The sequence below is a fragment of the Enterobacter sp. 241F3 genome, from assembly GCF_034106785.1.
In the GTDB taxonomy this organism is placed as follows: domain Bacteria; phylum Pseudomonadota; class Gammaproteobacteria; order Enterobacterales; family Enterobacteriaceae; genus Enterobacter; species Enterobacter vonholyi.
In genome coordinates this window covers 71,224-96,388 of the sequence record NZ_JAWNDD010000004.1, presented here as the reverse complement: position 1 = coordinate 96,388, position 25,165 = coordinate 71,224, and the positions used below count along the sequence as shown (strand labels likewise).

The 25,165-nt window shown below is 58.2% G+C and carries 20 protein-coding genes; 4 read left to right on the top strand and 16 right to left on the bottom strand.

Going from position 1 to position 25,165, the window contains the following annotated elements; genetic code table 11:
• Positions 1 to 4: 4 nt before the first annotated feature.
• The 5 genes from UR504_RS13190 to UR504_RS13170 all read right to left on the bottom strand — a co-directional run bounded on the left by UR504_RS13190 (position 5) and on the right by UR504_RS13170 (position 7,298).
• Positions 5 to 1,552, bottom strand: a complete 1,548-nt coding sequence (locus UR504_RS13190) for a sugar ABC transporter ATP-binding protein (RefSeq protein ID WP_021241823.1) — start codon at positions 1,550 to 1,552, stop codon at positions 5 to 7.
• Between the two features lie 54 nt (positions 1,553 to 1,606).
• The gene (locus tag UR504_RS13185) at positions 1,607 to 2,536 is read right to left on the bottom strand and encodes a sugar ABC transporter substrate-binding protein (RefSeq protein ID WP_008502118.1); all 930 of its coding nucleotides are present in this window, start codon (positions 2,534 to 2,536) and stop codon (positions 1,607 to 1,609) included.
• 31 nt (positions 2,537 to 2,567) lie between these two features.
• Positions 2,568 to 3,554, bottom strand: coding sequence for an inositol 2-dehydrogenase (iolG, locus tag UR504_RS13180; protein WP_115875988.1), 987 nt, complete (start codon positions 3,552 to 3,554; stop codon positions 2,568 to 2,570).
• Positions 3,555 to 3,855: 301 nt separating this feature from the next.
• The gene (iolD, locus tag UR504_RS13175) at positions 3,856 to 5,781 is read right to left on the bottom strand and encodes a 3D-(3,5/4)-trihydroxycyclohexane-1,2-dione acylhydrolase (decyclizing) (RefSeq protein ID WP_302236148.1); all 1,926 of its coding nucleotides are present in this window, start codon (positions 5,779 to 5,781) and stop codon (positions 3,856 to 3,858) included.
• Positions 5,782 to 5,792: 11 nt separating this feature from the next.
• Positions 5,793 to 7,298 (bottom strand): CoA-acylating methylmalonate-semialdehyde dehydrogenase, encoded by a 1,506-nt coding sequence (locus UR504_RS13170; protein WP_320739773.1) that lies wholly within the window; start codon positions 7,296 to 7,298, stop codon positions 5,793 to 5,795.
• A 292-nt stretch (positions 7,299 to 7,590) separates the two neighbouring features.
• Between UR504_RS13170 and UR504_RS13165 the strand changes: the two genes are divergently transcribed.
• Positions 7,591 to 8,421, top strand: coding sequence for a MurR/RpiR family transcriptional regulator (locus tag UR504_RS13165; RefSeq protein WP_008502123.1), 831 nt, complete (start codon positions 7,591 to 7,593; stop codon positions 8,419 to 8,421).
• A 55-nt stretch (positions 8,422 to 8,476) separates the two neighbouring features.
• Here UR504_RS13165 and guaA read toward each other — a convergent pair whose 3' ends face one another.
• Both guaA and guaB read right to left on the bottom strand, forming a co-directional pair.
• Entirely contained in the window at positions 8,477 to 10,054 is a 1,578-nt protein-coding gene (guaA, locus tag UR504_RS13160; RefSeq protein WP_008502126.1) for a glutamine-hydrolyzing GMP synthase, read from the bottom strand.
• A gap of 67 nt (positions 10,055 to 10,121) precedes the next feature.
• A complete protein-coding gene (gene guaB / locus UR504_RS13155) occupies positions 10,122 to 11,588 on the bottom strand; it encodes an IMP dehydrogenase (RefSeq protein WP_008502128.1) in 1,467 nt (488 codons plus the stop codon).
• A 158-nt stretch (positions 11,589 to 11,746) separates the two neighbouring features.
• Here guaB and xseA point away from each other — a divergent pair, with 158 nt between their 5' ends.
• The 3 genes from xseA to UR504_RS13140 are packed head-to-tail and all read left to right on the top strand — an operon-like array spanning position 11,747 to position 14,551.
• Entirely contained in the window at positions 11,747 to 13,120 is a 1,374-nt protein-coding gene (gene xseA / locus UR504_RS13150; protein WP_133294910.1) for an exodeoxyribonuclease VII large subunit, read from the top strand.
• Positions 13,121 to 13,180: 60 nt separating this feature from the next.
• Positions 13,181 to 14,200 (top strand): M4 family metallopeptidase, encoded by a 1,020-nt coding sequence (locus UR504_RS13145; RefSeq protein WP_302236156.1) that lies wholly within the window; start codon positions 13,181 to 13,183, stop codon positions 14,198 to 14,200.
• Positions 14,201 to 14,551, top strand: coding sequence for a protealysin inhibitor emfourin (locus UR504_RS13140; RefSeq protein ID WP_024908659.1), 351 nt, complete (start codon positions 14,201 to 14,203; stop codon positions 14,549 to 14,551). It abuts the gene before it with no gap.
• Here the strand turns inward: UR504_RS13140 and UR504_RS13135 are convergent.
• The 9 genes from UR504_RS13135 to UR504_RS13095 form a co-directional block, all read right to left on the bottom strand.
• Complete coding sequence (locus UR504_RS13135; protein ID WP_115875994.1) at positions 14,548 to 14,769, bottom strand: zinc ribbon domain-containing protein; 222 nt, start codon at positions 14,767 to 14,769, stop codon at positions 14,548 to 14,550. The genes UR504_RS13140 and UR504_RS13135 overlap by 4 nt on opposite strands.
• Before the next feature lie 58 nt (positions 14,770 to 14,827).
• Positions 14,828 to 16,369, bottom strand: coding sequence for a peptide MFS transporter (locus UR504_RS13130; protein ID WP_302236162.1), 1,542 nt, complete (start codon positions 16,367 to 16,369; stop codon positions 14,828 to 14,830).
• Between the two features lie 299 nt (positions 16,370 to 16,668).
• On the bottom strand, positions 16,669 to 18,144 hold the full coding sequence (gene der, locus UR504_RS13125) for a ribosome biogenesis GTPase Der (RefSeq protein ID WP_127731952.1): 1,476 nt from the start codon (positions 18,142 to 18,144) through the stop codon (positions 16,669 to 16,671).
• A 112-nt stretch (positions 18,145 to 18,256) separates the two neighbouring features.
• A complete protein-coding gene (gene bamB, locus UR504_RS13120; protein ID WP_302236166.1) occupies positions 18,257 to 19,435 on the bottom strand; it encodes an outer membrane protein assembly factor BamB in 1,179 nt (392 codons plus the stop codon).
• 10 nt (positions 19,436 to 19,445) lie between these two features.
• Entirely contained in the window at positions 19,446 to 20,066 is a 621-nt protein-coding gene (locus tag UR504_RS13115) for a YfgM family protein (protein WP_115875997.1), read from the bottom strand.
• A 13-nt stretch (positions 20,067 to 20,079) separates the two neighbouring features.
• On the bottom strand, positions 20,080 to 21,354 hold the full coding sequence (gene hisS / locus UR504_RS13110) for a histidine--tRNA ligase (RefSeq protein WP_032622984.1): 1,275 nt from the start codon (positions 21,352 to 21,354) through the stop codon (positions 20,080 to 20,082).
• Between the two features lie 80 nt (positions 21,355 to 21,434).
• Positions 21,435 to 22,553: a flavodoxin-dependent (E)-4-hydroxy-3-methylbut-2-enyl-diphosphate synthase gene (gene ispG, locus UR504_RS13105; RefSeq protein ID WP_133294915.1), complete on the bottom strand. Its 1,119-nt coding sequence runs from the start codon at positions 22,551 to 22,553 to the stop codon at positions 21,435 to 21,437.
• A gap of 26 nt (positions 22,554 to 22,579) precedes the next feature.
• Positions 22,580 to 23,593 carry a cytoskeleton protein RodZ gene (gene rodZ, locus UR504_RS13100; protein ID WP_274240622.1) on the bottom strand — a complete coding sequence of 338 codons (1,014 nt, stop codon included), beginning with the start codon at positions 23,591 to 23,593 and terminating at the stop codon, positions 22,580 to 22,582.
• Positions 23,594 to 23,885: 292 nt separating this feature from the next.
• Positions 23,886 to 25,052 carry a bifunctional tRNA (adenosine(37)-C2)-methyltransferase TrmG/ribosomal RNA large subunit methyltransferase RlmN gene (locus tag UR504_RS13095; RefSeq protein WP_014171168.1) on the bottom strand — a complete coding sequence of 389 codons (1,167 nt, stop codon included), beginning with the start codon at positions 25,050 to 25,052 and terminating at the stop codon, positions 23,886 to 23,888.
• Between the last annotated feature and the right edge of the window lie 113 nt (positions 25,053 to 25,165).

Here is a 25,165-nt window from a genome sequence, read left to right as displayed (position 1 = left end):
TCCGTTATGCCGCGTTCAGGGCGTTGTGGTTGATGGCCATCATCGTCATCAGCCGTTCTTCGTTAGCGTCGTCACCGTGGATCTCGCCGGTCACTCGCCCTTCGCTGAGGGTGATGATCCGGTCTGACACCGCCATCACTTCAGGCAGATCGGAGGAGATCACGATCACCGCCACGCCCTTTTTCGCCATGTCAAACAGCACCTGGTGCACTTCCGATTTGGTCCCTACGTCGATGCCGCGCGTCGGCTCGTCGACGATCAGCACCCGCGGGTTGAGCGCCATGCAGCGCGCGAGGATCACCTTTTGCTGGTTACCGCCGGAGAGCTTGCGCACCTCCTGCGCGCTGTTGACCATTTTGATCTGCAGCGCCTTGCGGTAGGACTCGATCAGGTCGTCCTCTTTGCGGGTATTCACGAACCAGCGCCACTGCAGCAGCGAGGAGAGGCAGGAGAGCGACAGGTTGTCGCGAATGGACAGCCCCAGCACCGCCCCCTCTTTTTTGCGGTCTTCCGGCACCAGCGCCACGCCCTGGTCGAGGGCATACAGCGGGTCACGCGGCTGGTAGGGCACGCCGTCCAGCTCAAAGCTGCCCGAGGTAAACGCGTCCGCGCCAAAGAGGCAGCGGGCCACCTCGGTGCGCCCGGCGCCCACCAGTCCGGCAATGCCTAAGACCTCCCCGGCGTGGACGTGGAAGCTGATGTCGTGCAGGGCGATGCCGTGCGGATCCAGCGGCGGCTTTTCGCGGCTCAGCCCCTTCACCGCCAGGCGGACGGGCTTGTCCTCATGATGCGTTTCGCTGGCGGGACGGCGATTAAAGGCCACGTCGCGCCCGACCATCAGGCGGATCAGCTGTTCGACGTTGGTCTCCGCCACCGCGCCGGTGCCGGTGAAACGGCCGTCCTGGAAAACGGTGAAGCGGTCGCAGAGCTGGAAAACTTCGTGCAGACGGTGGGTAACGTAAATAATGCTCACGCCACGGTTTTTAAGCTCGCGCACCACGCGGTGCAGGCTTTCCACCTCGCTGTCGCTCAGCGCGGCGGACGGTTCGTCCATAATGATTAGCCTGGCGTTGAGGGTCAGCGCCCGGGCGATCTCCACCATCTGCTGCTGGGCCACGCTCAGACGGGCGACCGGGGTGGTCGGCGCAACGTTCAGCTGCAGATAGTCGAGAATGACCTGCGCCTCCTGGTTTACCGCCTTTTCGTCGACGATCAGGTTACGTTTACGCGGCTCGCGCCCGAGAAACATGTTTTCCGCGACGGTCATGTTGGGCAGCAGGTTGAATTCCTGATAGATGGTGATAATGCCCTTGTTCTGGCGCTCCACCGGGGAGTCGTCCACCGGCAGCGTTTCGCCGTTGAACCAGATCTCCCCGCGGGTTTGCGGCTGCGCCCCCGCGAGCGCCTTCAGCAGCGTGGATTTACCCGCCCCGTTTTCCCCCAGCAGGGCGTGGATCTCGCCCGCGCCGACGGTCAGCTGGGCGCTGCTTAACGCCCAGACGCCGGAAAAGCTTTTTGCCAGGTCGGTCACTTTCAGTAAGGGTTGCGACATCGGTCTGCTCCTCCTTTAGAGTGAGCCGCCGCGCCAGCGACGGCTGCGGATAAATCAGTTACCGGCCTCACCGATACGCTCAGCCTGCTGCAGGTTCTCTTTGGTGATCAGCGTCGGCGGGTAGTCGGCCCCGGTGATGGCCTTCTTCTCGCGCACGTTGGCCACCAGCTGGCTCATCGCCGTCTGCACCGCAAAGCCCGGACGCTGGTCCGCCGTTACCGCCAGCCAGCCGTCGCGCACGCGGGCCAGCGCTTCCGGCACCGCGTCAAAGCCGGTGACCAGAATTTCACCCGGCTTCACGCCCTGGCTCTGCAGGGCTTCGATCGCCCCCAGCGCCATGTCGTCGTTGGCGGAGAGGATCACCTGCGGGCGTTTCGGCAGCGAGGGCAGCACGCTTTCCACGATGCGCATCCCTTCAGAACGCATCCAGTTGCCGGTCTGATCGGCGACGATCTTGTACTTATCGCCACCCGCCTTCAGGCTGTCGCGGATCCCTTTAGTGCGTTCGATGTTGGAGGAGGAGCCCGGCTGGCCGGTCAGCAGAATGATCTCCGCCCCGTCGGGGAATTTGGTTTTGACGAAGTCGCCAATCGCCTGGCCGCCTTTGTAGTTGTTGGCGCCAAAGTGCGGCACTTTCTTCTGGCTGTCGACGGAGCGGTCAAGGGTGACCACCGGCAGCTTCGCATCCTGAATTTCATCCACCGCGCTGGAGACCGCGTTCACGTCGTTAGGGGAGACGATAAAGCCCTGCGCCCCGCGGGTGATGGCGTTTTCCAGGTCAGCCACCTGCTTCGGTGAACTGCCCTGCCCGTCCAGCACCTGAAGCTTCACGCCCATCTCTTTTGCGGCTTTTACCGCCGTGCGCTGCATGTGAACTTCAAACGGCATGGCCAGGTTTGGCGTACTGAAAACAATTTGCTCGTTTTCGGCGAGAGCGGCCCCGGACGTCATGGCGATGAGGGCGGCTACGATCAGTTTTTTCATTATTATGTCTCTCTGTGTAGGGTTGTGGTGTTTAGAGGACGATCTCGCGCTGGCTGCGCAGTGACTCCAGCGCTTTATCCGCAAGGTACAGCGCACGTTCACCATCATCGCCGCTGCAGTCAGGCACCGCTTCGCCGCGCAGGACCGCGACAAAGTGTTCCCATTCCGCGGCGTAAGCGGATTTGTAGCGCTGCAGGAAGAAGTGTTCCGGCAGCGCGCTGGTGCAGCCCTGTTTGCCGTAGTGCTGCACCTGGTTTTCCAGAATGTTGCCCGCGCACAGCAGCCCTTCGGAGCCGTGCAGCTCCAGGCGCTGGTCGTAGCCGTAAGATGAACGGCGGCTGTTAACGATGGTCGCCATCGCGCCGGAGGCGTATTTCAGGACGATAAACGCGGTATCGATGTCCCCCGCCTCGCCAATCGCCGGATCCACAAGGTTGCTGCCCTGGGCATACACCGACACCGGCTCTTCGCCCATGATGAAGCGGGCCATGTCAAAGTCGTGAATGGTCATATCGCGGAACATGCCGCCGGAAACGCGCACGTACTCCGCAGGCGGCGGAGACGGGTCGCGGGAGATGATGAGCAACGATTCCAGTTTGCCGATGCACCCGGCCTGCGCGTCGGTTTTCACGCGGCGGAACTGCGGATCAAAGCGGCGGTTAAAGCCGATAAACAGCGGCACGTCATACTCTTTTACCACCTTCAGGCAGTCGCGCACGCGGGCGAGGTCAAGGTGGACCGGCTTTTCGCAGAAGATGGCCTTGCCGTGGCGGGCGGCCATTTCAATCAGGTCCGCGTGGGTATCGGTGGCGGAGGCGATCAGCACGGCGTGAACGTTAGGGTCGGTCATCGCTTCATCCAGGCTCTGCTGGCGGGCCTGATACTGCGTGGCGAGACGGGTGGCAAATTCCTGATTCGGGTCAACCACGGACCAGAGCGTGGTCGCGCCGTGGCTGGCGATGTTAGCTGCATGTACCTGGCCAATTCGGCCAGCGCCCAGTAAAGCAATGTTAAACATAACGGCTCCCGGTGTTGGTGAATGCTGTGAACTAACGACCCTATAAATAAAACATTTATTTCATTTTTATAAATAGTGAAAATTATGTTTTTGAGTGCGGGTTAACACTTTTGAGATGAATGAGATAAATTTTGTTATCAATCTCACAACATCGCGGGAGATGTGCCCCTCACCATAACTCTCTCCCCAAAGGGGAGAGGGGACGGTACGGCGCGGTCTTTTCTCCCTCTCCCCTTTGGGGAGAGGGCTGGGGTGAGGGGAAAATAAAAATGAAATGAAAATTTCGTTACGGCGGAAAAACTCAATACTGACGGGCTTTTTTCACCTGCGACTGCGTTTGCTCCGCGGCTTCACGCACGGCAGACGATTCCGCCACCTGCGCATCACCGGTTCGCCACCAGGAGGCGTAGTCGTGGGTCATGGTCTTCGGCAGCACCTTGATGTCCAGCAGCGTCGGGCCCGGATGGGCGCGTGACGCCTCCAGCGCCGCCAGCAGGCTTTGCTCGTCTTGCACCCGCCACGCGCGGCAGCCGTAGCTCTCCGCGTTTTGCGCAAAATCGACCTTCACCAGCGGACCGTCAAGCCGTCCGGTTTCCGGGTTGCGATGGCGGTTTTCCGTGCCAAAGCTGCCCATACCGTGCCCCATCTGCAGGTTGTTAATGCAGCCGAAGCTGGCATTATCAAACAGCAGAACGGTGACCTTAATGCCCTCCTGCACCGCGGTTTGCAGCTCGGAGTGCAGCATCATGTAGGAGCCATCCCCCACCATGGCGTATACCGGCTGCTCGGGTCGGGCAAGCTTCGCGCCGATGGCTGCCGCAATCTCGTAACCCATGCAGGAGTAACCGTACTCCAGGTGATAGCTGTCCGGCGTTTTGACCTGCCAGAGGCGCTGTAAATCGCCCGGCAGCGAACCGGCCGCGCCCACCACGATGGCGTTATCTTCCACATGCTGGTTGATCAGCCCCAGCACCCGCGTCTGGGTCAGGCGGGTATTGAGCGCCTCGCCGTACTCCGCCAACTGCGCGTCCAGGTGCCCCGCCACTTCGGGCGCGTCGTCAGGACGCCACTGGCGATCCCACAGGCGGCGGCACTCGTCGCGCCAGGCGGATTTCGCCTCAGCGATCGCCTCTCCCCAGCCGCTGCGGTAATCACCGAGCGCGTGGGTCAATGCCTCGAGCCCGGTTTGAGCGTCGGCAATCAGCGCCGTGGCGTCCAGCTTCAGGGCGTCAAACTCGGCCACGTTCAGCAGCAGAAATTCGACGTCCGGATGGGAAAAGAGCGCCTTGGAGCCGGTGGTAAAGTCGGTCAGGCGCGTGCCGATGCCAATCACCAGGTCAGCCTGCGGCGCGAGCTGGTTGGCCGCCATTCCGCCCGTCACCCCTACGCCGCCGAGGTTAAGTGGGTGGTCACTTACCAGCGCCCCCTTTCCGGCCTGAGTTTCGGCAAACGGCAGCTGCAGCGTCTCGACAAATTCGCGAAACGCCTCATGTGCGCCGGAATAGCGCACGCCACCGCCGCACACCACCAGCGGGCGACGCTTGCGGGCGATCAGCGCCCGCGCCTGCGCCAGACGCTGCGGATCGGGCGGGCGACGCTCGATGTGGTGCACGCGACGCGCGAAGAAGCTCAGCGGGTAATCCCACGCTTCCCCCTGCACGTCCTGCGGCAGGCAAATCGTCACCGCACCGGTATCTGCCGGGTCAGTAAGCGTTCGCATCGCGCTAAGCATTGCGCTCATCAACTGCTCGGGGCGGTTAATGCGGTCCCAGTAGCGGGAGACCGGACGGAAGCAGTCGTTGGTGCTGATGCTGAGGTCGTGATACTGCTCGATCTGCTGCAGCACCGGGTCCGGCTGGCGGCTGGCGTAGATATCGCCCGGGAGCAGCAGCAGCGGGATGCGGTTCGCCGTGGCGGTTGCCGCGGCCGTGACCATATTGGCGGCGCCCGGCCCGACGGAGGAGGTGACGGCAAAGATGCGCTGACGACGGTGCTGTTTGGCAAATCCCGTCGCCATATGGGCGATGCCCTGCTCGTTGCAGCCCTGCATCACCTGCAGATGGCCCGGATCCTGCTCCAGCGCCTGGCCGATACCCAGCACGTTGCCGTGCCCAAAGATGGTGGCGACGCCCTCCACGAAGGGCGTTTCGTTGCCGTCCACGCTGACGTACTGTTGATTAAGGAACCGGACCAGCGCCTGGGCCATGGTCATACGTTCGGTTTGCATAACGCCTCCTGTCAGCCCAGCGTCGGCATGGAGAACGCAGCGCCTGTCTCCTGCTGCATTTCCGGCCAGCGCGCGGTGATGGTTTTCATTCGGGTGTAGAAACGCACGCCGTCGCTGCCGTGGACGTTGAGCGCGCCGAAGATGGAGCGCTTCCAGCCGCCGAAGCTGTGGAATGCCATCGGCACCGGGATCGGCACGTTGACCCCCACCATACCCGCCTGCACCTCTTCGCAGAAGCGGCGCGCGCAGCCGCCGTCGCGGGTGAAGATCGCCGAGCCATTACCATATTCATGGCGGTTAATCAGGTCCACCGCGCTGGCGTAATCTGCTACGCGCACCACAGAAAGCACCGGACCAAAAATTTCTTCTTTATAGATGGTCATCTCCGGAGTGACGTTATCGAACAGCGTCGGCCCGACAAAATAGCCCTGCTCGTGGCCCTTCACGTTGAAGCCGCGGCCGTCCACGCGCAGCGTCGCCCCCTGCGCTTCCCCGCTGTCGATGTAGCCCAGCACCTTGCTGCGGTGCGCGGAGGAGATGAGTGGCCCCATTTCGTTTTCCGGCGACTGGTCCAGCCCCGGTCCGACGCGCAGCGCGGCAATCTGTTTTTCCAGCCGGGCGCAGAGGTCATCGGCGGTGTTATCGCCCACCGCCAGCACCACCGAGAGCGCCATGCAGCGCTCGCCCGCCGCGCCGTAGGCCGCGCCCATGATGGCGTTGGTCGCCATCTCCATGTCGGCATCCGGCATTAAAATGCAGTGGTTTTTCGCACCGCCCAGCGCCTGACAGCGCTTACCGTGGGCGGACGCGGTCTGGTAAATGTATTCCGCAATCGGCGTGGAGCCGACAAAGCTCACCGCCTGCACGCGCGGGTCTGTCAGGAGCACGTCAACGGACTCTTTATCGCCCTGCACCACGTTGAAGACGCCGTCCGGCAGGCCGGCCTCTTTCAGCAGCTGCGCCAGCGCGAGCGCCAGAGAAGGGTCTTTTTCCGACGGTTTCAGCACGAAGGTATTCCCGGTTGCCAGCGCAATCGGGAACATCCACATCGGCACCATCGCCGGGAAGTTAAACGGCGTGATCCCGGCGCAGACCCCGAGCGGCTGCATCAGCGAGTGGCTGTCGACGCCGGTCCCGACGTTCGCCGAGTGTTCGCCCTTTTGCAGATGCGGAATACCGCAGGCAAACTCCACCACTTCCAGGCCGCGGGTCAGCTCGCCCACCGCGTCGGAAAAGACCTTGCCGTGCTCTTCGCTGATGAGGCGGGCCAGGCGATCCATGTTCTCTTCCAGCAGCGCCTTGAAGCGGAACATCACGCGCGCGCGCTTAAGCGGAGCATGACGCGCCCACGCAGGAAACGCCTGCTGCGCGGCGGCAATGGCCTGCTCCGTTTCCTGCGCCGTACTCATCACCACCTGGCGGATCTGCTCGCCGGTGGCCGGGTTGAAGATCGCCTGAACGCGCTGGCCTGAACCGGTGACACATTCGCCGTGAATAAAATTCGCTACCGTCTCCATCCTTAACCTCTCGCTGTTGATACGTGACTGTGACCTGAACACTGTGTACTGAACACTATATATGAAACAAATATTCCATTTTAAGTTGAAATAAAATAAATGATGATTATTGTGATCAAGGATGGATTTTTATGTTAACAGCCAGCACCACAGACGCCGCGTGCGCTATTAAGGAATTTCGGGCGAGGAAATGACTGAAGCTTCTGTTTCATTTTTGCTGCCAGATGGATGGCCGACATTTAAAAGACGCGGTTTTGCGTTTAGAATCATATGACTGTATTTGGGGGATAAGATGACGACAGCAACCAGCCTGAACGAACTGCAGCAGCAAATCCGCGATCGCTACGATAGCCTGAGCAAGAGGCTGCAGCAGGTCTCACGCTACGTGCTGGACAACACCAACAGCGTGGCGTTTGATACGGTTGCCGTCATTGCCGAGCGCGCCGACGTGCCGCCCTCGACGCTGATCCGCTTTGCCAACGCCTTTGACTTCACCGGCTTCAACGAAATGAAACAGCTGTTTCGCATGAACCTGGTAGAGGAGACCGCCAGCTACAGCGACCGCGCCCGGCTGTTCCGCGAGATGGAGAGCGAGGCCGTGCCGGAAACGCCGCTCGATATCCTGCAGGAGTTTGCCCGCTCGAACGCGCAGGCGCTGCAGCAGCTGGCCGCCCGCGCCGAGCCGGAGATGCTGGAGCGCGCGGTACAGCTGCTGGCCGACGCCGACACCATCTACATCGCCGGACTGCGCCGCTCCTTTAGCGTCGCCGCGTACCTCACCTATGCCCTGAGCCATCTGGAGTGCCGCCCTATCCTGCTCGACGGCATGGGCGGGATGCTGCGCGAGCAAATCAGCCGCATTAAGGCGCGCGACATTGTGGTGTCGATCAGCTTCTCGCCGTACGCGGAAGAGACGGTGATGGTCAGCGAAACCGCCGCCAGCGTTGGCGCGCGGCAGATTGTGATTACGGACAGCCAGATAAGCCCCCTGGCAACGTTCAGCGATCTCTGCTTTGTGGTGAAAGAGGCGCAGGTGGATGCGTTCCGTTCTCAGTCGGCGACGCTGTGCCTGGTGCAGTCGCTGGTGGTGGCGCTGGCGTATCGGTTGGGTGAAGGGAAATAGGAAAATAAAAAACCCCCTGCACGGGCAGAGGGTTTTGGGTTAACTCAGAGGGAAATCATTCCCACTCAATCGTAGCCGGTGGCTTACCGCTGATGTCATACACCACGCGGGAAATACCGTTCACTTCGTTGATGATGCGGTTAGACACGCGGCCAAGGAAGTCGTACGGCAGGTGCGCCCAGTGCGCTGTCATAAAGTCGATGGTTTCCACCGCACGCAGGGAAACAACCCAGTCGTACTTACGGCCATCGCCCATCACACCGACGGAGCGAACCGGCAGGAACACGGTAAACGCCTGGCTTACCTTGTTGTACAGGTCAGCTTTGTGCAGCTCTTCGATGAAGATCGCGTCCGCACGACGCAGCAGGTCGCAGTACTCTTTCTTCACTTCACCCAGCACGCGCACGCCAAGACCCGGGCCCGGGAACGGGTGACGGTAGAGCATGTCGTACGGCAGACCCAGTTCCAGACCGATCTTACGCACTTCGTCTTTGAACAGCTCGCGCAGCGGTTCAACCAGGCCCATCTTCATCTCTTTCGGCAGGCCGCCCACGTTGTGGTGAGATTTGATGACGTGTGCTTTACCGGTGGCGGAAGCCGCAGACTCGATCACGTCAGGGTAGATGGTACCCTGCGCCAGCCACTTCACGTCGTCCAGCTTCAGCGCTTCTTCGTCGAACACTTCCACGAACACGCGGCCGATGATCTTACGTTTTGCTTCCGGATCGTTCTCGCCTTTCAGCGCGTCCAGGAAGCGCTGCTCGCCTTCCACGTGAACGATGTTCAGACCGAAGTGGTCGCCAAACATGTCCATAACCTGCTGGGCTTCGTTCAGACGCAGCAGACCGTTGTCCACGAAGACGCAGGTCAGGTTTTTGCCGATGGCGCGGTGCAGCAGCATCGCGGTCACGGAGGAGTCTACGCCGCCGGAGAGGCCGAGGATCACTTTGTCATCGCCAACCTGCTGGCGGATACGCTCAACGGCGTCGTCGATAATTTTTGCCGGGGTCCACAGGGCTTCACACTGGCAGATGTCGCGCACGAAGCGCTCCAGCATGCGCATACCCTGACGGGTGTGGGTCACTTCCGGGTGGAACTGCACGCCGTAGAAGCGTTTTTCTTCGTTCGCCATGATGGCAAACGGGCAGCTTTCGGTGCTGGCAACGGTCACGAAGTCAGACGGGATGGCGGTAACTTTGTCGCCGTGGCTCATCCACACGTCCAGCAGCGGTTTGCCGTCTGCGGTCAGGGAGTCTTCGATACCGCGCACCAGCGCGCTGTCGTTAACCACTTCAACCTGCGCATAGCCGAACTCGCGCTCGCTGGAGCCTTCTACGTGGCCGCCCAGCTGCATTGCCATGGTCTGCATACCGTAGCAAACGCCGAATACCGGCACGCCAGCTTCGAATACGTACTGCGGCGCGCGCGGGCTGTTCTCTTCGGTGGTGCTTTCCGGGCCGCCGGACAGGATGATGCCGCTTGGATTGAATTCGCGAATCTGTGCTTCCGTGACATCCCACGCCCACAGTTCACAGTAAACGCCCAGTTCACGCACGCGACGCGCCACCAGCTGAGTGTACTGAGAACCAAAGTCCAGGATGAGAATGCGATGTTTATGAATGTTTTCCGTCATTGACGCTAATTCCGAGGCAAGTGAAACAAAAACAGAGCGCCCGGCAGAAGCCGGGCGCGGAAACTTATCAGGAGCCCAGACGGTAGTTCGGGGACTCTTTGGTGATCGTCACGTCGTGAACGTGGCTCTCCTGGATACCCGCACCGCTGATGCGTACGAATTCCGCTTTAGTACGCAGCAGGTCAATGGTACCACAGCCGGTCAGACCCATACAGGAGCGCAGGCCGCCCATCTGCTGGTGAATAATTTCTTTCAGACGGCCTTTATAGGCAACGCGACCTTCGATACCTTCCGGCACCAGTTTGTCTGCGGCGTTATCGGTCTGGAAGTAACGGTCAGAGGAACCTTTGGACATCGCGCCCAGGGAGCCCATACCGCGGTAAGATTTGTAAGAACGGCCCTGGTAGAGTTCGATTTCACCCGGGGATTCTTCGGTACCGGCCAGCATAGAGCCTACCATCACCGCCGCTGCGCCCGCAGCGATCGCTTTCGCGATGTCGCCAGAGAAGCGGATACCGCCGTCAGCGATAACCGGAATACCGGTCCCTTCCAGCGCTTCAACCGCGTCAGAGACCGCGGTGATCTGCGGAACGCCCACGCCGGTCACGATACGCGTGGTACAGATAGAGCCAGGACCGATACCCACTTTCACCGCGCTGCAGCCGGCGTCAGCCAGCGCGCGAGCGCCTGCGCCAGTAGCTACGTTACCGCCGATGATCTGCAGGTCAGGGTATTTAGCACGGGTGTCACGAATACGCTGCAGAACGCCTTCGGAGTGGCCGTGAGAGGAGTCAATCAGCAGGACGTCAACGCCCGCGGCAACCAGCGCGTCAACGCGCTCTTCGTTACCAGCACCTGCGCCAACCGCAGCGCCGACGCGCAGACGGCCATGCTCGTCTTTACAGGCGTTAGGCTTACGTTCTGCTTTCTGGAAATCTTTAACGGTGATCATGCCGCGCAGGTGGAAGTTGCTGTCAACAACCAGCGCTTTTTCAACGCGTTTTTCGTGCATTTTTGCCAGCACCACGTCGCGGGTTTCACCTTCGCGAACGGTAACCAGACGCTCTTTTGGCGTCATGTACACGCTAACAGGCTGGTTCAGGTCAGTCACGAAACGCACGTCACGACCGGTAATAATACCAACCAGTTCGTTCTCTTCGGTCACAACCGGGTAACCGGCGAAGCCGTTACGCTCGGTCAGGGCTTTCACTTCGTGCAGCGTGGTGGTTGGCAGAACGGTCTGTGGGTCAGACACGATGCCGGATTCATGCTTCTTCACGCGGCGAACTTCTTCTGCCTGACGTTCGATGGACATGTTTTTGTGGATAAAGCCAATGCCGCCTTCCTGTGCCAGGGCAATAGCCAGGCGCGCTTCAGTCACGGTGTCCATTGCCGCAGAGAGCATAGGAATGTTCAGGCGAATGGTTTTCGTCAACTGCGTGCTGAGGTCGGCAGTATTCGGCAGAACGGTGGAGTGAGCGGGAACGAGGAGGACGTCGTCAAACGTCAGTGCTTCTTTAGCGATACGTAGCATGGGCAATATCTCTGACCTGGGTGGTTAAATATTGCCGTGGCATTATACAGAGCGTAACCGATTGCATCTACACTTTTTTATAAAAAAGCTTGCGATTGCCTCTCAGCAGGTTACTATCGACTGAATAACTTGCTGATTTAGAATTTGATCCCGCTCACATGTTATCCTCTCAATCCCCCTCAATTTATACCGTCAGCCGCCTGAATCAGACGGTGCGTTTGCTGCTTGAGCAGGAAATGGGGCAGGTCTGGATCAGCGGTGAGATCTCTAACTTCACGCAGCCGTCCTCCGGTCACTGGTACTTTACCTTAAAAGACGACACCGCCCAGGTGCGCTGCGCGATGTTCCGCAACAGCAACCGCCGTGTGACGTTTCGCCCTCAGCACGGCCAGCAGGTTCTGGTTCGCGCCAATATCACCCTGTATGAGCCGCGCGGCGACTATCAGATTATCGTCGAGAGCATGCAACCCGCGGGCGAAGGCCTGCTGCAGCAGAAGTATGAACAGTTAAAAGCCCGGCTCTCTGCCGAGGGGCTGTTCGACCAGCAGTACAAAAAGACGCTGCCCTCCCCCGCCCACTGCGTTGGGGTCATCACCTCGAAAACCGGTGCGGCACTGCACGATATTTTGCACGTGCTGAAGCGTCGCGACCCTTCCCTGCCCGTCATCATCTACCCGACCGCCGTGCAGGGTGACGATGCGCCGGGCCAGATTGTGCGCGCCATTGAGCTGGCGAACGCCCGTCAGGAGTGCGACGTCCTAATCGTCGGGCGCGGTGGCGGCTCGCTGGAAGACTTGTGGAGCTTTAACGACGAGCGCGTTGCGCGGGCAATCTTTGCAAGTCAGATCCCCGTGGTGAGCGCCGTCGGCCACGAAACGGACGTAACGATCGCCGATTTTGTCGCGGATCTCCGCGCGCCGACGCCGTCCGCGGCGGCGGAAGTGGTCAGCCGCAACCAGCTGGAGCTGCTGCGTCAGATTCAGAACGGCCAGCAGCGTCTTGAGATGGCGATGGACTACTACCTCGCCAACCGGACCCGGCGCTTTACCCAGCTTCACCACCGTCTACAGCAGCAGCACCCGCAGCTGCGTCTGGCGCGTCAGCAGACCGTTCTGGAACGTCTGCGTCAGCGCATGAACGTTGCGGTGGACGCGCAGCTTAAGCGCGCGATATCGCGCCAGCAGCGCGCGACCCAGCGCCTGAACCAGCAGAACCCGCAGCCGAAAATTTATCGCGCGCAAACGCGAATTCAGCAGCTGGAGTATCGTCTGGCGGAAACTATCCGTGCGCGACTGAGCACCACCCGCGAACGCTTTGGCAATGCGGTGACCCACCTTGAAGCGGTTAGCCCCCTCTCCACGCTGGCGCGCGGCTATAGCGTGACGACGGCGACGGACGGCAAAGTGCTGAAGCAAACCAAACAGGTGAGTACAGGCGATGTGCTGACGACGCGCCTGTCAGACGGCTGGGTAGAAAGCGAAGTGAAATCAATTAAACCGGTGAAAAAAACGCGTCAGCGTAAAACCGGATAATTCTTCGCCGGTTACTTACTATACTGCTGCTATTCCCTTTTTTTTAATAAGGAGAGCAGCATGACCCATCTTAATAGCGTTATTCCGCCGTATATTCTTCGTCGTATTATCGAAAGCGGTTCCGAACCGCAGCAGCGCTGTGCCCGCCAGACCTTAACCCATGTCCAGACGCTGATGGCCCATATGCCGGGCAAACCCGCCGCGCCGCACGTGAATAAAGCCGGGCAGCTTGAGCGTGATATTTACGACGCAAAGCAGACTCAGGAACTACCAGGTACGCAGGTGCGTTACGAAGGCCAGCCGTCGAACGGCGATATAGCGGTGGATGAGGCCTACGAGTATTTAGGTATAACCCATGATTTCTTCTGGAAAGAATATCAGCGCGATTCGCTCGATAATAAAGGGCTTATTTTAACCGGTACCGTTCACTATGGCCGGGAATATCAGAACGCCTTCTGGAACGGACAGCAGATGGTATTCGGCGACGGTGACGGGGAAATATTTAACCGCTTTACCATCGCCATAGACGTCGTGGCGCACGAGCTGAGCCACGGCGTGACCGAGACCGAAGCCGGGCTTATCTACTTTGAGCAGTCCGGCGCGCTGAACGAGTCGCTGTCGGACGTGTTTGGATCACTGGTGAAGCAGTACCATCTGAAGCAAACCGCCGATAAAGCGGACTGGCTGATTGGTGAGGGATTACTGGCAAAAGGCATCAACGGCAAAGGGCTGCGCTCGATGTCTGAACCGGGCACCGCCTACAACGATCCGCTGCTCGGCAAAGACCCGCAGCCTGCACACATGAAAGATTTCATCAAAACGCGTGAGGATAACGGCGGCGTGCACTTGAACTCCGGCATCCCCAACCGGGCATTTTATCTGGCGGCAACGGCGCTCGGCGGCTACGCCTGGAAAAAAGCGGGTTATGCCTGGTACGACACGGTTTGCGATCGCAATCTGGCGCAGGATGCGGATTTTGAGGCCTTCGCAAAACTGACGATCGCGCACGGAGAGAAACGTTCCGGCGGCGACGTGGGGGCGGCCATTAAACAAGCCTGGGAACAGGTGGGAGTGTTGTAAATGCAGGTTCCGGAACTGACGGATGACGCCGTTGTTGAGCTGGCCCGGGAAGGCGGCGTCGCTTTTATTCCCAAGCTGAGCGGACAGCGCACCATCGCGCTCTCCTCGCTCAATGAGGCCCAGCGCCAGCGCCTGGTAAGTATCCTGGAGCAGGCCTTTCCGCGCGGTCAGCCGCCGGGACAGGCCTCGTCACCCGGCAGCGGCGACCAGCGCTATTTCCGCATCCAGATTATCTGGACCGGGCAAAATCAGGCGCACTACGCCGATATCATCGTGCTGGTACCGGAGCAGGAAGCGCCCGAGTCGCTGGTCGAGCTGTGGAAGAAAGGCGAAGGCTGCGTGTGCGATTAACCTTCGGCCCGAACGAACTCCACGCGTTTTTTGGAGATAAGACCGTGGCCGTTCTGGCAGAAATAATCCACCGCCCCACAGGCTTTTAAGACCTGGAGTGGCTGATGGCACTCCGGGCAGCGGGCTTCAAGCGCAATATCCTTATTACAGCTCTCGCAGTGTGCCACCCCGTTCAGGGGCTCAAGCGGTGCCCGGCAATCCGGGCAGGTAATCGTCATATTCTCTCCTGTTGGGTTTTATCGGGGCAAGATAACTGCCCCGCCAGGGTGAATTTTATCAGGCTTCAGCCGCCGGTTTAGTCTGCGCATTTTCCAGCATGCGGCGTACCGGAACAATGAGGACGATCAGTACCGCTGCACAAATCAGCAGCGCGATGGAGCAACGCGCAAAGAGATCCGGCAGCATATCAAGCTGGTCGGCCTTCACGTGGCCGCCAATCAGACCCGCCGCCAGGTTACCCAGCGCGCTCGCACAGAACCACAGCCCCATCATCTGGCCACGCATTCTTTCGGGCGCAAGCAGCGACATGGTCGCCAGGCCAATCGGGCTGAGACACAGTTCGCCGAGCGTCAGCATCAGGATGCTGCCCACCAGCCAGAACGGCGATACGCCCGCCCCACCGCTGCTCAGCACGTTCTGTGCCGCCAGCATCATCAGGCCAAAGCCCGCTGCGGCACACAGGATACCGATAACAAACTTGGTGATACTGCTCGGACGAATGTTCATGCTCGCCAGCTTTGGCCACGCCCAGCTGAACACCGGTGCCAGCAGGATGATGAACAGGGCGTTGATTGACTGGAACCACACCGCCGGAATTTCGAAATCGCCGATCATGCGGTTAGTGTAGTCGTTGGCAAACAGGTTGAACGAGGTTGGCTTCTGTTCAAACGCGGACCAGAAGAACGCCGCGGAGATCAGCAGAATAAAGCAGACCAGCAGCCTGGCGCGCTCTTTACGGTTCAGGCCTGCAAAAACAAACAGATAAATAAAGTAGAGGGCAACGGATGCAGCAATCACGTAGACCAGCACGCTGGCTACCGCGACCGGGTTAATCACAATCACGCCCTGCGCAATCAGCGTCACGAGCGTTGCCACGCCTGCCGCCAGCGCCAGCAGCCAAACGCCCACGCCGTTACGCTTCACCACCGGGCTGTTCCAGGTGGAGTCGAGGCCAACTTCGCCGTCATAGCGTTTCATGGCCGGAACGGCAAACACGCGGAAGATAATCAGCGCTACCAGCATCCCGATACCGCCAATGCCAAAGCCCCAGTGCCAGCCGTGGGTTTTAATCAGCCAGCCGGAAATCAGCGGCGCGATGAACGAGCCCATGTTGATGCCCATGTAGAACAGCGAGAAACCGCCGTCACGACGCGCGTCGCCTTTTTTATACAGGGTACCGACCATTACCGAGATACAGGTCTTAAACAGCCCGGAGCCGAGCACGATGAACATCAGGCCGATAAAGAACAGGTTGTTCCCCATCACCGCCGAGAGCGCAATCGACAGGTGACCGAGCGCAATCAGAATCGAACCGTACCAGACGGCTCTCTGCTGGCCGAGCCAGTTATCCGCCAGCCAGCCGCCCGGCAGCGCGGCCAGGTACATGGTACCGGCAAAGATACCGACAATCGCCGAGGCGTTTTCACGCGCCAGGCCCATCCCGCCGTCATAGACGGTGGCGGCCATAAACAGGATCAGTAACGGACGAATGCCGTAAAACGAGAAACGCTCCCACATCTCGGTGAAGAACAGCGAACCGAGCGGATACGGGTGGCCGAAGAACGTTCGGCTCTCTTTTTGATTAACAGTGGATTGCATAATTCTCCCGAAAGGTATGTCGTCGTGCTTGTAAACACCAGCAGGTACGCCGGCCAGTTACGTATCTGGCCGATTTTTTACATGCGGCGAAAAGTTAGTTAACCATTTGATAACCAGGCGCTAGTTTTGTCTAGTACCGGCCCCTGGACTTTAAGATGAAAATTCGACGATTGTCTACTTTCTTAGATTTAAACATGGTTAAAAGTGAATAGTGATTGACTTCACACAGAGAAAACCGGCGGTATGATTAGACAAAAAAAGCCCGCGATAGTCGCGGGCTTTTGTGTGTTCAGCAAAGCTTATTTGCTTTTCTTAATGTGCTTAATCAGACGCTTACGCTTGCGCATCTGGTTTGGCGTCAGGGTGTTGCGCTTGTTGGCGAACGGGTTTTCCCCTTCCTTAAACTGGATACGGATAGGCGTGCCCATCACGTCCAGCGATTTACGGAAGTAGTTCATCAGGTAACGCTTGTAGGAGTCCGGCAGGTCTTTCACCTGGTTGCCGTGGATCACCACGATTGGCGGGTTATAACCACCGGCGTGGGCGTATTTCAGCTTCACGCGGCGACCGCGCACCAGCGGCGGCTGATGGTCTTCCGCAGCCATGTTCATGATACGGGTCAGCATGGCGGTGCTCTGACGACGGGTGGAGCTGTCGTAAGCTTCACGCACGGATTCGAACAGGTTACCCACACCGCTGCCGTGCAGCGCAGAGATAAAGTGCACGCGTGCAAAGTCGATAAAGCCCAGACGGAAGTCGAGGGTCTCTTTCACCTGCTCACGCACTTCGTTGCTCAGGCCATCCCACTTGTTGACCACGATAACCAGTGAGCGCCCACTATTGAGGATAAAGCCGAGCAGAGAGAGGTCCTGATCGGAGATACCCTCGCGTGCGTCGATGACGAGCAGCACTACGTTAGCATCTTCGATCGCCTGCAGGGTTTTGATAACGGAGAATTTCTCCACCACATCGGTGATTTTCCCGCGCTTACGCACCCCGGCGGTGTCGATGAGGACATATTCACGCTCATCGCGCTGCATAGGAATGTAGATACTGTCACGGGTGGTGCCCGGCATATCGTAAACGACCACGCGTTCTTCACCCAGAATACGGTTAGTAAGCGTAGACTTACCTACGTTTGGACGACCCACGATGGCCAGCTTGATCGGCAGGTCCTGCGGGTTGAAGTCGTCTTCAGGCTCTTCTTCTTCGCCCTCTTCTGCGTCTTCAAACTGCGCCCAGTATTCAGCGTCTTCGTCCACTTCTTCCGGCGGGTTCACTTCGTCAACCCACGGCAGCAGAACGGTTTCCAGCAGGCTGGTAACGCCACGGCCATGCGATGCCGCGATAGGATAGATTTCACCCAGGCCCAGAGACCAGAAATCCGCGATGGCCTGATCGGCATCGATGCCGTCGGTTTTGTTCGCCACCAGGAATGTTGGTTTTTCGCGTGAACGCAGGTGTTTAGCGATAGCGGAGTCCGCCGGCATCAGGCCAGCGCGTGCATCCACCATGAACAGCACCACGTCCGCTTCTTCAATCGCCAGCAGCGACTGTTCCGCCATGCGGGTTTCCACGCCGTCTTCCGTGCCGTCAATACCGCCGGTATCAATACAGATGAACTCGCGTCCTTCCACCTCTGCACGACCGTACTTACGGTCACGCGTCAGCCCCGGGAAATCCGCAACCAGCGCATCACGGGTGCGTGTTAAACGGTTAAAAAGAGTGGATTTTCCAACGTTAGGGCGCCCGACAAGCGCGACCACAGGTACCATGTTTGAAGCCTCATAAAATTCAAAATAACGTCGCTTTCGCGGCGTTTTTAAAAATGTCAAAACGGCTCCTGAGTGAACAGGAGCCGTTTAGTATACTACAACCGCCGGGTAATTAACGCGTGATCGCGTACAGCGTGCCGTCTTTTGCCTGAATCAGCAGTTTGCCGTCGGCCACAATCGGGTCGGTCAGGAAACCAGAGCTGTCGACTTTTTGCTGCGCAACAAAGCGGCCGTTATCCGGATCGATCCAGTGCATATACCCTTCGCTGTCGCCGACAACCAGGCTACCGTTGTACAGCGCCGGTGCGGTCAGCAGACGGTGCAGCAGGTCGCTTTGCGTCCACAGCGTTACGCCGCCTTCGGTGCTCAGGGCCAGCAGACGGTCGTTCTGGTCTACCATATAGATACGGTTACCCTCAACGATGAAATCGTTCACCGAGCCCAGCTCACGTTTCCACATGATCTGGCCGCTGCGCAGATCCAGCGCGGTCAGGTTGCCGTTATAGGCCAGCGCGTAAACCACACCGTTAACGATAACAGGCGTTGTATCCACGTCGCTCAGACGGTCAATTTCCGTTGAGCCAGTGGCCTGAGAGATACGCTGCTGCCAGATCATCTGGCCCTGCTGCATCAGCACTGCGCTCACGCGACCGTTATCACCGCCCACAATGGCAGCACCAAATGCGGTAGCCGGGGCAGATTCGCCGCGCAGAGAGAGCGCAGGCATATCCAGGTTAACGGTCCATTTCACCAGACCGTCCGCTTCGTTCAGCGCCTGCAGCTGGCCGTTGCTGGTATGAATCAGCACCAGGCCGTCGCTCACCACCGGACGAGACAGGGATTCACCCGCCACGGTTGTTTGCCAGGCAATGGAGCCGTCGCTGCTGTTCAGCGCATACACCTGCGCCTTTTCGCTGCCCACGTAGACGTGGCCACCAGCAACGGTCAGACCGCCAGAGAGCAGTGCAGGTTTACGGGAGAACCAGCCGTCTTTTTCCGCCAGGTTAACGGACCATACTTCCTTCCCGTCATCGGCGTTCACCGCTTTCACGGTACCTTTGCGGTCAGCGGCATAGACAACGCTGTCTGCATACGCAGGATGAAGGTTGGAATAGAAATCACCAATCCCATTGCCCACGGAGACATCCCACGCGGTGGATGGGGTAAACTGGTTTTCAACCGTCGGCAGTGGGGACATTTTCACAACGTCTTCTTCGCCACTGAACAGTGAACAACCACTCAATAACGTAACAGAAAGCAGTCCTGGCAGAAGTAATTTACGCAATTGCATCGGGTCCCTCTCAGACGGACAAATTATTTATTTTCATCTGCATCATTTCGCTCAGCGCAGGTGAAGCATTGCTCTCTACGCCAGCTTGCCACGCTTTACGCGCGCCCGCTTTGTCACCTTTGCTCAGCAGTGCTTCACCGCGCAGATCGGCAACGATGGCAGCAAAGCCTTCGCCTTTGATGGTATCGAGCGTTTTCAGCGCATCGTCAGCTTTCTTCTGCTGAACCTGAATACGTGCCAGGCGCAGATTGATCACCGCTTTCAGGTTTTCATCACTGGCGGCAGCAAGGCCCTGAGACAGCTGTGCAGCGGCTTTATCCAGTTCGTTCTTATCAACGTACTGCTGAGCCACTTCCAGCGCAGCCAGTGCACCGTAGGTGTTTTTGTTGTCAGCCGCAAACTTTTCTGCCGCCGTCAGCGTTTGAGGCTGATCGGCACGAATTGCGCTCACGGTATTTTCATAGGACAGAGACGCGCCGCGCGCGGAATCTGCCTGATGATTGTTCCAGTAACGCCAGCCCACCAGCGCACCGATACCTAAAACAACCCCAACAACCAGCGCTTTGCCGTTTTCAACAAAGAAGCGCTTAATCGCGTCGACCTGATCGTGTTCGTTCTCGTAAATTTCCACGCAGTCCTTCTCCTTAGCCCAATAGAGTGCGCAAGTGCGCCGCAACGCCGTCCTGCGTTACCGTTGTCTGCTCACCAGAGCGCAGGTCCTTCACCACCACTTCGCCGTTAGCCACTTCGGACTCACCCAGCACCAGTGCAATACTTGCGCCCCACTTATCGGCACGAGCAAACTGTTTTTTAAAGTTGCCGCCGCCATGGTTGGTCATCAGCTTAACGCCCGGCAGCGCATCGCGCACGCGTTCGGCAAGCTGCATCGCCGCAGACTGCGTTTCCGCGCCTGAGGCCACCAGGTATATATCGACAACGGAATCTGCTTTAAATTCCGGATTAACTGCCTGAACCAGCAAAACAAGTCGCTCAAGACCCATCGCGAAGCCAACAGCAGGTGCTGCGCGACCGCCAAGTTGCTCTACCAGACCGTCATAACGACCGCCCGCGCACACGGTGCCCTGAGAGCCGAGGCTCGTGGTCACCCACTCAAACACGGTACGGTTGTAGTAGTCCAGACCGCGTACCAAACGCTGGTTTACGGTGTAGGCGATGCCAGCCGCTTCAAGGAGCTTGCACAGGCCCGCGAAGTGTTCGCGAGATTCTTCATCCAGGTAGTCACCCAGCGCAGGCGCATCGTTCAGCAGTGCCTGAACATCCGCGTTTTTGGAATCCAGAACGCGCAGCGGGTTGCTGTACATGCGACGTTTGCAGTCTTCGTCCAGCTTCTCTTTATGCTGTTCCAGGAACGCCACCAGCGCATCGCGGTAGTTAGCGCGGGCTTCCAGAGAACCGATAGAGTTCAGCTCAAGGGAAACGTGATCGGCGATACCGAGGGCGCGCCACCAGCGGGCGGTCAGCATAATCAGTTCGGCGTCGATGTCCGGGCCCTGCAGACCAAAGACTTCCACACCCAGCTGATTGAACTGGCGATAACGACCTTTCTGAGGACGTTCGTGGCGGAACATCGGGCCGATATACCACAGGCGCTGCTCCTGATTGTACAGAAGACCATGTTCGATGCCGGCGCGTACGCAGCCCGCCGTACCTTCCGGACGCAGGGTCAGGCTGTCGCCGTTGCGGTCCTCAAAGGTGTACATCTCTTTTTCAACCACGTCGGTGACTTCACCGATCGCGCGTTTGAATAACGGGGTCTGCTCTACAATCGGCAAACGGATTTCGCTGTAACCGTAGCTGCCGAGCACCTGCTTCAGCGTGCCTTCAATGCGCTGCCAGATGGCGGTTTCGCCAGGCAGATAATCGTTCATGCCGCGGATGGCTTGAATGTTTTTTGCCACGTTTATTCTCTTTCTATATACAAAAAAAACCCAAAGAATGGGTTCAATCATACATGGGAAGCGGCTCGCTTCCCATCACGTTATTTTTCAACCTGCTGGATGCTGATACGCTGTGTCTCGTCCATCATGGCGGCTTTGGCGCGGATGCGGGCTTCAAGCTGGTCGATCATGTCGCTATTATCCAGACGATCTTTACGAACGCCATCTTCATAGAGACCACTTTTCTTGTTACCGCCGGTCACGCCCAGGGTTGACACCAGCGCTTCACCCGGACCGTTTACCACACAGCCGATGATGGAGACGTCCATCGGGGTGATAATGTCTTCCAGACGTTGCTCCAGGGCATTCACCGTCCCGATCACATCAAACTCCTGACGTGAGCAGGTTGGGCAGGCAATGAAGTTGATCCCACGCGCGCGAATACGCAGCGACTTCAGGATATCGAAACCGACCTTGATCTCTTCGACCGGATCGGCCGCCAGCGAGACGCGCAGGGTGTCACCAATCCCTTCTGAGAGCAGTAGCCCAAGACCGATCGCGGATTTTACCGAGCCGCTGCGCAGGCCGCCCGCTTCGGTGATCCCGAGATGCAGAGGCTGGTCGATCTGCTTTGCCAGCAGGCGATAAGACTCTACCGCCAGGAACACGTCGGACGCTTTTACGCTGACTTTGAACCGATCGAAGTTAAGACGATCGAGATGATCGACGTGACGCATAGCGGATTCGAGCAGCGCCTGTGGCGTAGGCTCGCCGTATTTTTCCTGCAGGTCTTTTTCCAGGGAACCGGCGTTAACGCCAATACGGATAGGGATATTTTTATCGCGGGCGCAGTCCACGACCATGCGGATACGCTCTTCGTTACCGATGTTGCCCGGGTTAATACGCAGGCAATCGACGCCGTATTCGGCCACTTTCAGTGCGATGCGGTAGTCGAAGTGGATATCAGCCACCAGCGGAACGCTGACCTGCTGTTTGATCAGTTTGAACGCCTCTGCGGCATCCATGGTCGGGACGGAGACGCGAACAATGTCCGCACCTACACGCTCTAATGCTTTGATTTGGTTGACCGTCGCTTCCACATCGGTGGTGCGCGTGTTGGTCATCGACTGAACGGCGATAGGTGCCCCATCGCCGATTGGCACATTCCCAACGTAAATCCGTTTCGATTTTCTACGTTGAATCGGAGCCTGGTTATGCATGAAAAATCTCCCGCGTTGCCCGTCTGTTACTGTGCTGCTGATTGTTCGGCATTAACGGTAAGACGTGCAACCTGGTTAGTTCTGATAAAGCGGCTCAGGTCGACAGGTTTTCCTTGATACTGGATCTGTACCGCTGCCGGAGCGCCGATTTTAAGTTTATAAGGAGCCTGGCCGATTAGATTTAACGTGCCATCTTTACGCTGCAGGCCGCTGAACAGTTTTTTACCAGTCGCGTCAGTAACTTCCAGCCAGCAATCGGCGCTGAAGTTCATCACCAGTGCGTTAGGATCGGCTGCTGTCGCCGTACCCGCCGGGCTGGTTGGCAGAGACGCTGCGGTATTGTCTGCAGGCTGAGTAGCCGCAGGCGCGTTCGCCGCCGTATCAACATTTGCCTGAGAAGGGGCAACAACCGCATTTTGATCCTGAGCCTGCGGCGCATTGGTGTCAGCCGTTGCTGCAGGAGCCTGTGCCGCACCGGTTGCAGACGCGTCAGGCGCTGCGGTCTGTGGTTCGCTGGAGGACGCAGCACCGTCGGTATTCAGCGGCACGCTCTGGCCGTTATCCGTTCCGGCCTGGTTGAGTTCAGCAGACGATTGATCGGCCATGGTGGTGATCTCTTCCTGCTGCGCCTTGTGGTTTTGCCACCACCATGCACCGGTCAGACCGATCACCACAAACAGCACAAGCCAGGTAAAGCTCATCAGCCAGCCGTCACGTTTTTTACGACGTTTCCCCAGAGAGAAGGTCTGCATCGGCGCAACTTTTGCTGCACGGACCGGCGCCTGCTTCTCCATCATTGGCAGTAATTCGTTTTCGGGGATATGCACCAGTTTTGCGTAAGAGCGGATATAACCGCGCAAGAACGTTGAAGCCAGATCGGCAGGCGCCTTATCTTCTTCAATATCGCGAACCGTGGAAACCTTCAGGCACAAGCGTTCCGCAACGGCTTGCTGGCTGAGTCCGAGTTGTTCACGGGCGTTGCGAAGACGAACGCCAGTGGAGAGTGCTTCATGTTGGTCGTGAGTGGCTTCAGTATTCATTCGCTACAACTACTGGTACGTGAAAAATAAGGGTTCAGGCGCCGGTGAGTCACAATGCCACCCGCACCGCGAAACTTCTGGTCAGTTAACCTTGAACAGAGAGTATAAGACTGTCAGCCCGGAGATGACAGTACAGCCCTGCCCGTACGGCTAAACTGTTGTTACGTCGTTACATACTGCCCGAAAGTCGGATGAAACGCACCGTAATTATTAATCAGTCATCACGAATCTGACTGATTATTCATAAGACTATGCCTCACGGCGCAGATAATGCGCCGTGAGTGCATAATAATCAAACAGCTTTAACCGCGATCGTCTCGCCCTGCATGCGTTTACGCAGGGTACGTTTGGTACGGTCAATAACATCACCCGCCAGCTGTCCGCATGCGGCATCAATGTCATCACCACGGGTTTTACGCACGATGGTGGTGAAACCATACTCCATCAGCACCTTGGAGAAACGGTCGATACGGCTGTTCGAGCTACGGCCATACGGCGCGCCCGGGAACGGGTTCCATGGGATCAGGTTGATTTTGCATGGCGTATCTTTCAGCAATTCAGCCAGCTGATGCGCATGTTCAGTACCGTCGTTGACGTGGTCAAGCATCACGTACTCGATAGTGACGCGGCCCTGGTTGGCGTTGGATTTCTCCAGGTAGCGACGCACCGCAGCGAGGAAGGTTTCGATATTGTACTTTTTGTTGATCGGCACAATTTCGTCACGAATTTCATCGTTTGGCGCGTGCAGGGAGATCGCCAGCGCGACGTCAATCATGTCGCCGAGCTTGTCCAGCGCAGGCACAACGCCAGAAGTAGACAGCGTGACGCGACGCTTGGACAGACCAAAACCGAAGTCATCCAGCATGATTTCCATCGCCGGAACGACGTTGGTCAGGTTCAGCAGCGGCTCACCCATCCCCATCATCACCACGTTGGTGATAGGACGCGTACCGGTTACTTTTGCCGCGCCCACGATTTTCGCGGCACGCCAGACCTGGCCAATAATTTCTGAAACGCGCAGGTTACGGTTAAAGCCTTGCTGCGCGGTTGAGCAGAATTTGCACTCCAGCGCGCAGCCAACCTGGGAGGAGACGCACAGCGTAGCGCGGTCTTCTTCCGGGATGTAGACGGTTTCAACGCGCTGATCGCCAACCGCAATCGCCCATTTGATGGTGCCATCCGCGGAGCGCTGCTCTTCCACCACTTCCGGCGCGCGGATTTCAGCCACTTCTTTGAGCTTGTTGCGCAGGACCTTGTTGATGTCAGTCATGTCATCAAAATTGTCGCTGCAGTAATGGTACATCCACTTCATGACCTGATCGGCACGAAACGGCTTTTCGCCCATCTCTTTAAAGAACTCGCGCATCTGCTGACGGTTCAGATCCAGCAGGTTGATTTTTCCATTTTTATTGGGAACCGCAGGAATGGCGACTTCGGAGGTATTCACTAATTCAGACATAATATTTACCGGCCTCGTTGTTACACGTTATGGCCCATGGAGGGTTGAATAGAAACGCCCCGGAAAGCGGTCTGCTCGTCCGGGGCGTTGCATTGTACAAAGTCTGGCGCAGG

What these genes read in the sequence shown, in the direction of transcription:
- UR504_RS13190 (WP_021241823.1), bottom strand. Translation starts at nt 1,552, where the DNA reads ATGTCGCAACCCTTACTGAAAGTGACCGACCTGGCAAAAAGCTTTTCC.
- UR504_RS13185 (WP_008502118.1), bottom strand. Translation starts at nt 2,536, where the DNA reads ATGAAAAAACTGATCGTAGCCGCCCTCATCGCCATGACGTCCGGGGCC.
- iolG (WP_115875988.1), bottom strand. Translation starts at nt 3,554, where the DNA reads ATGTTTAACATTGCTTTACTGGGCGCTGGCCGAATTGGCCAGGTACAT.
- iolD (WP_302236148.1), bottom strand. Translation starts at nt 5,781, where the DNA reads ATGCAAACCGAACGTATGACCATGGCCCAGGCGCTGGTCCGGTTCCTT.
- UR504_RS13170 (WP_320739773.1), bottom strand. Translation starts at nt 7,298, where the DNA reads ATGGAGACGGTAGCGAATTTTATTCACGGCGAATGTGTCACCGGTTCA.
- UR504_RS13165 (WP_008502123.1), top strand. Translation starts at nt 7,591, where the DNA reads ATGACGACAGCAACCAGCCTGAACGAACTGCAGCAGCAAATCCGCGAT.
- guaA (WP_008502126.1), bottom strand. Translation starts at nt 10,054, where the DNA reads ATGACGGAAAACATTCATAAACATCGCATTCTCATCCTGGACTTTGGT.
- guaB (WP_008502128.1), bottom strand. Translation starts at nt 11,588, where the DNA reads ATGCTACGTATCGCTAAAGAAGCACTGACGTTTGACGACGTCCTCCTC.
- xseA (WP_133294910.1), top strand. Translation starts at nt 11,747, where the DNA reads ATGTTATCCTCTCAATCCCCCTCAATTTATACCGTCAGCCGCCTGAAT.
- UR504_RS13145 (WP_302236156.1), top strand. Translation starts at nt 13,181, where the DNA reads ATGACCCATCTTAATAGCGTTATTCCGCCGTATATTCTTCGTCGTATT.
- UR504_RS13140 (WP_024908659.1), top strand. Translation starts at nt 14,201, where the DNA reads ATGCAGGTTCCGGAACTGACGGATGACGCCGTTGTTGAGCTGGCCCGG.
- UR504_RS13135 (WP_115875994.1), bottom strand. Translation starts at nt 14,769, where the DNA reads ATGACGATTACCTGCCCGGATTGCCGGGCACCGCTTGAGCCCCTGAAC.
- UR504_RS13130 (WP_302236162.1), bottom strand. Translation starts at nt 16,369, where the DNA reads ATGCAATCCACTGTTAATCAAAAAGAGAGCCGAACGTTCTTCGGCCAC.
- der (WP_127731952.1), bottom strand. Translation starts at nt 18,144, where the DNA reads ATGGTACCTGTGGTCGCGCTTGTCGGGCGCCCTAACGTTGGAAAATCC.
- bamB (WP_302236166.1), bottom strand. Translation starts at nt 19,435, where the DNA reads ATGCAATTGCGTAAATTACTTCTGCCAGGACTGCTTTCTGTTACGTTA.
- ispG (WP_133294915.1), bottom strand. Translation starts at nt 22,553, where the DNA reads ATGCATAACCAGGCTCCGATTCAACGTAGAAAATCGAAACGGATTTAC.
- rodZ (WP_274240622.1), bottom strand. Translation starts at nt 23,593, where the DNA reads ATGAATACTGAAGCCACTCACGACCAACATGAAGCACTCTCCACTGGC.
- UR504_RS13095 (WP_014171168.1), bottom strand. Translation starts at nt 25,052, where the DNA reads ATGTCTGAATTAGTGAATACCTCCGAAGTCGCCATTCCTGCGGTTCCC.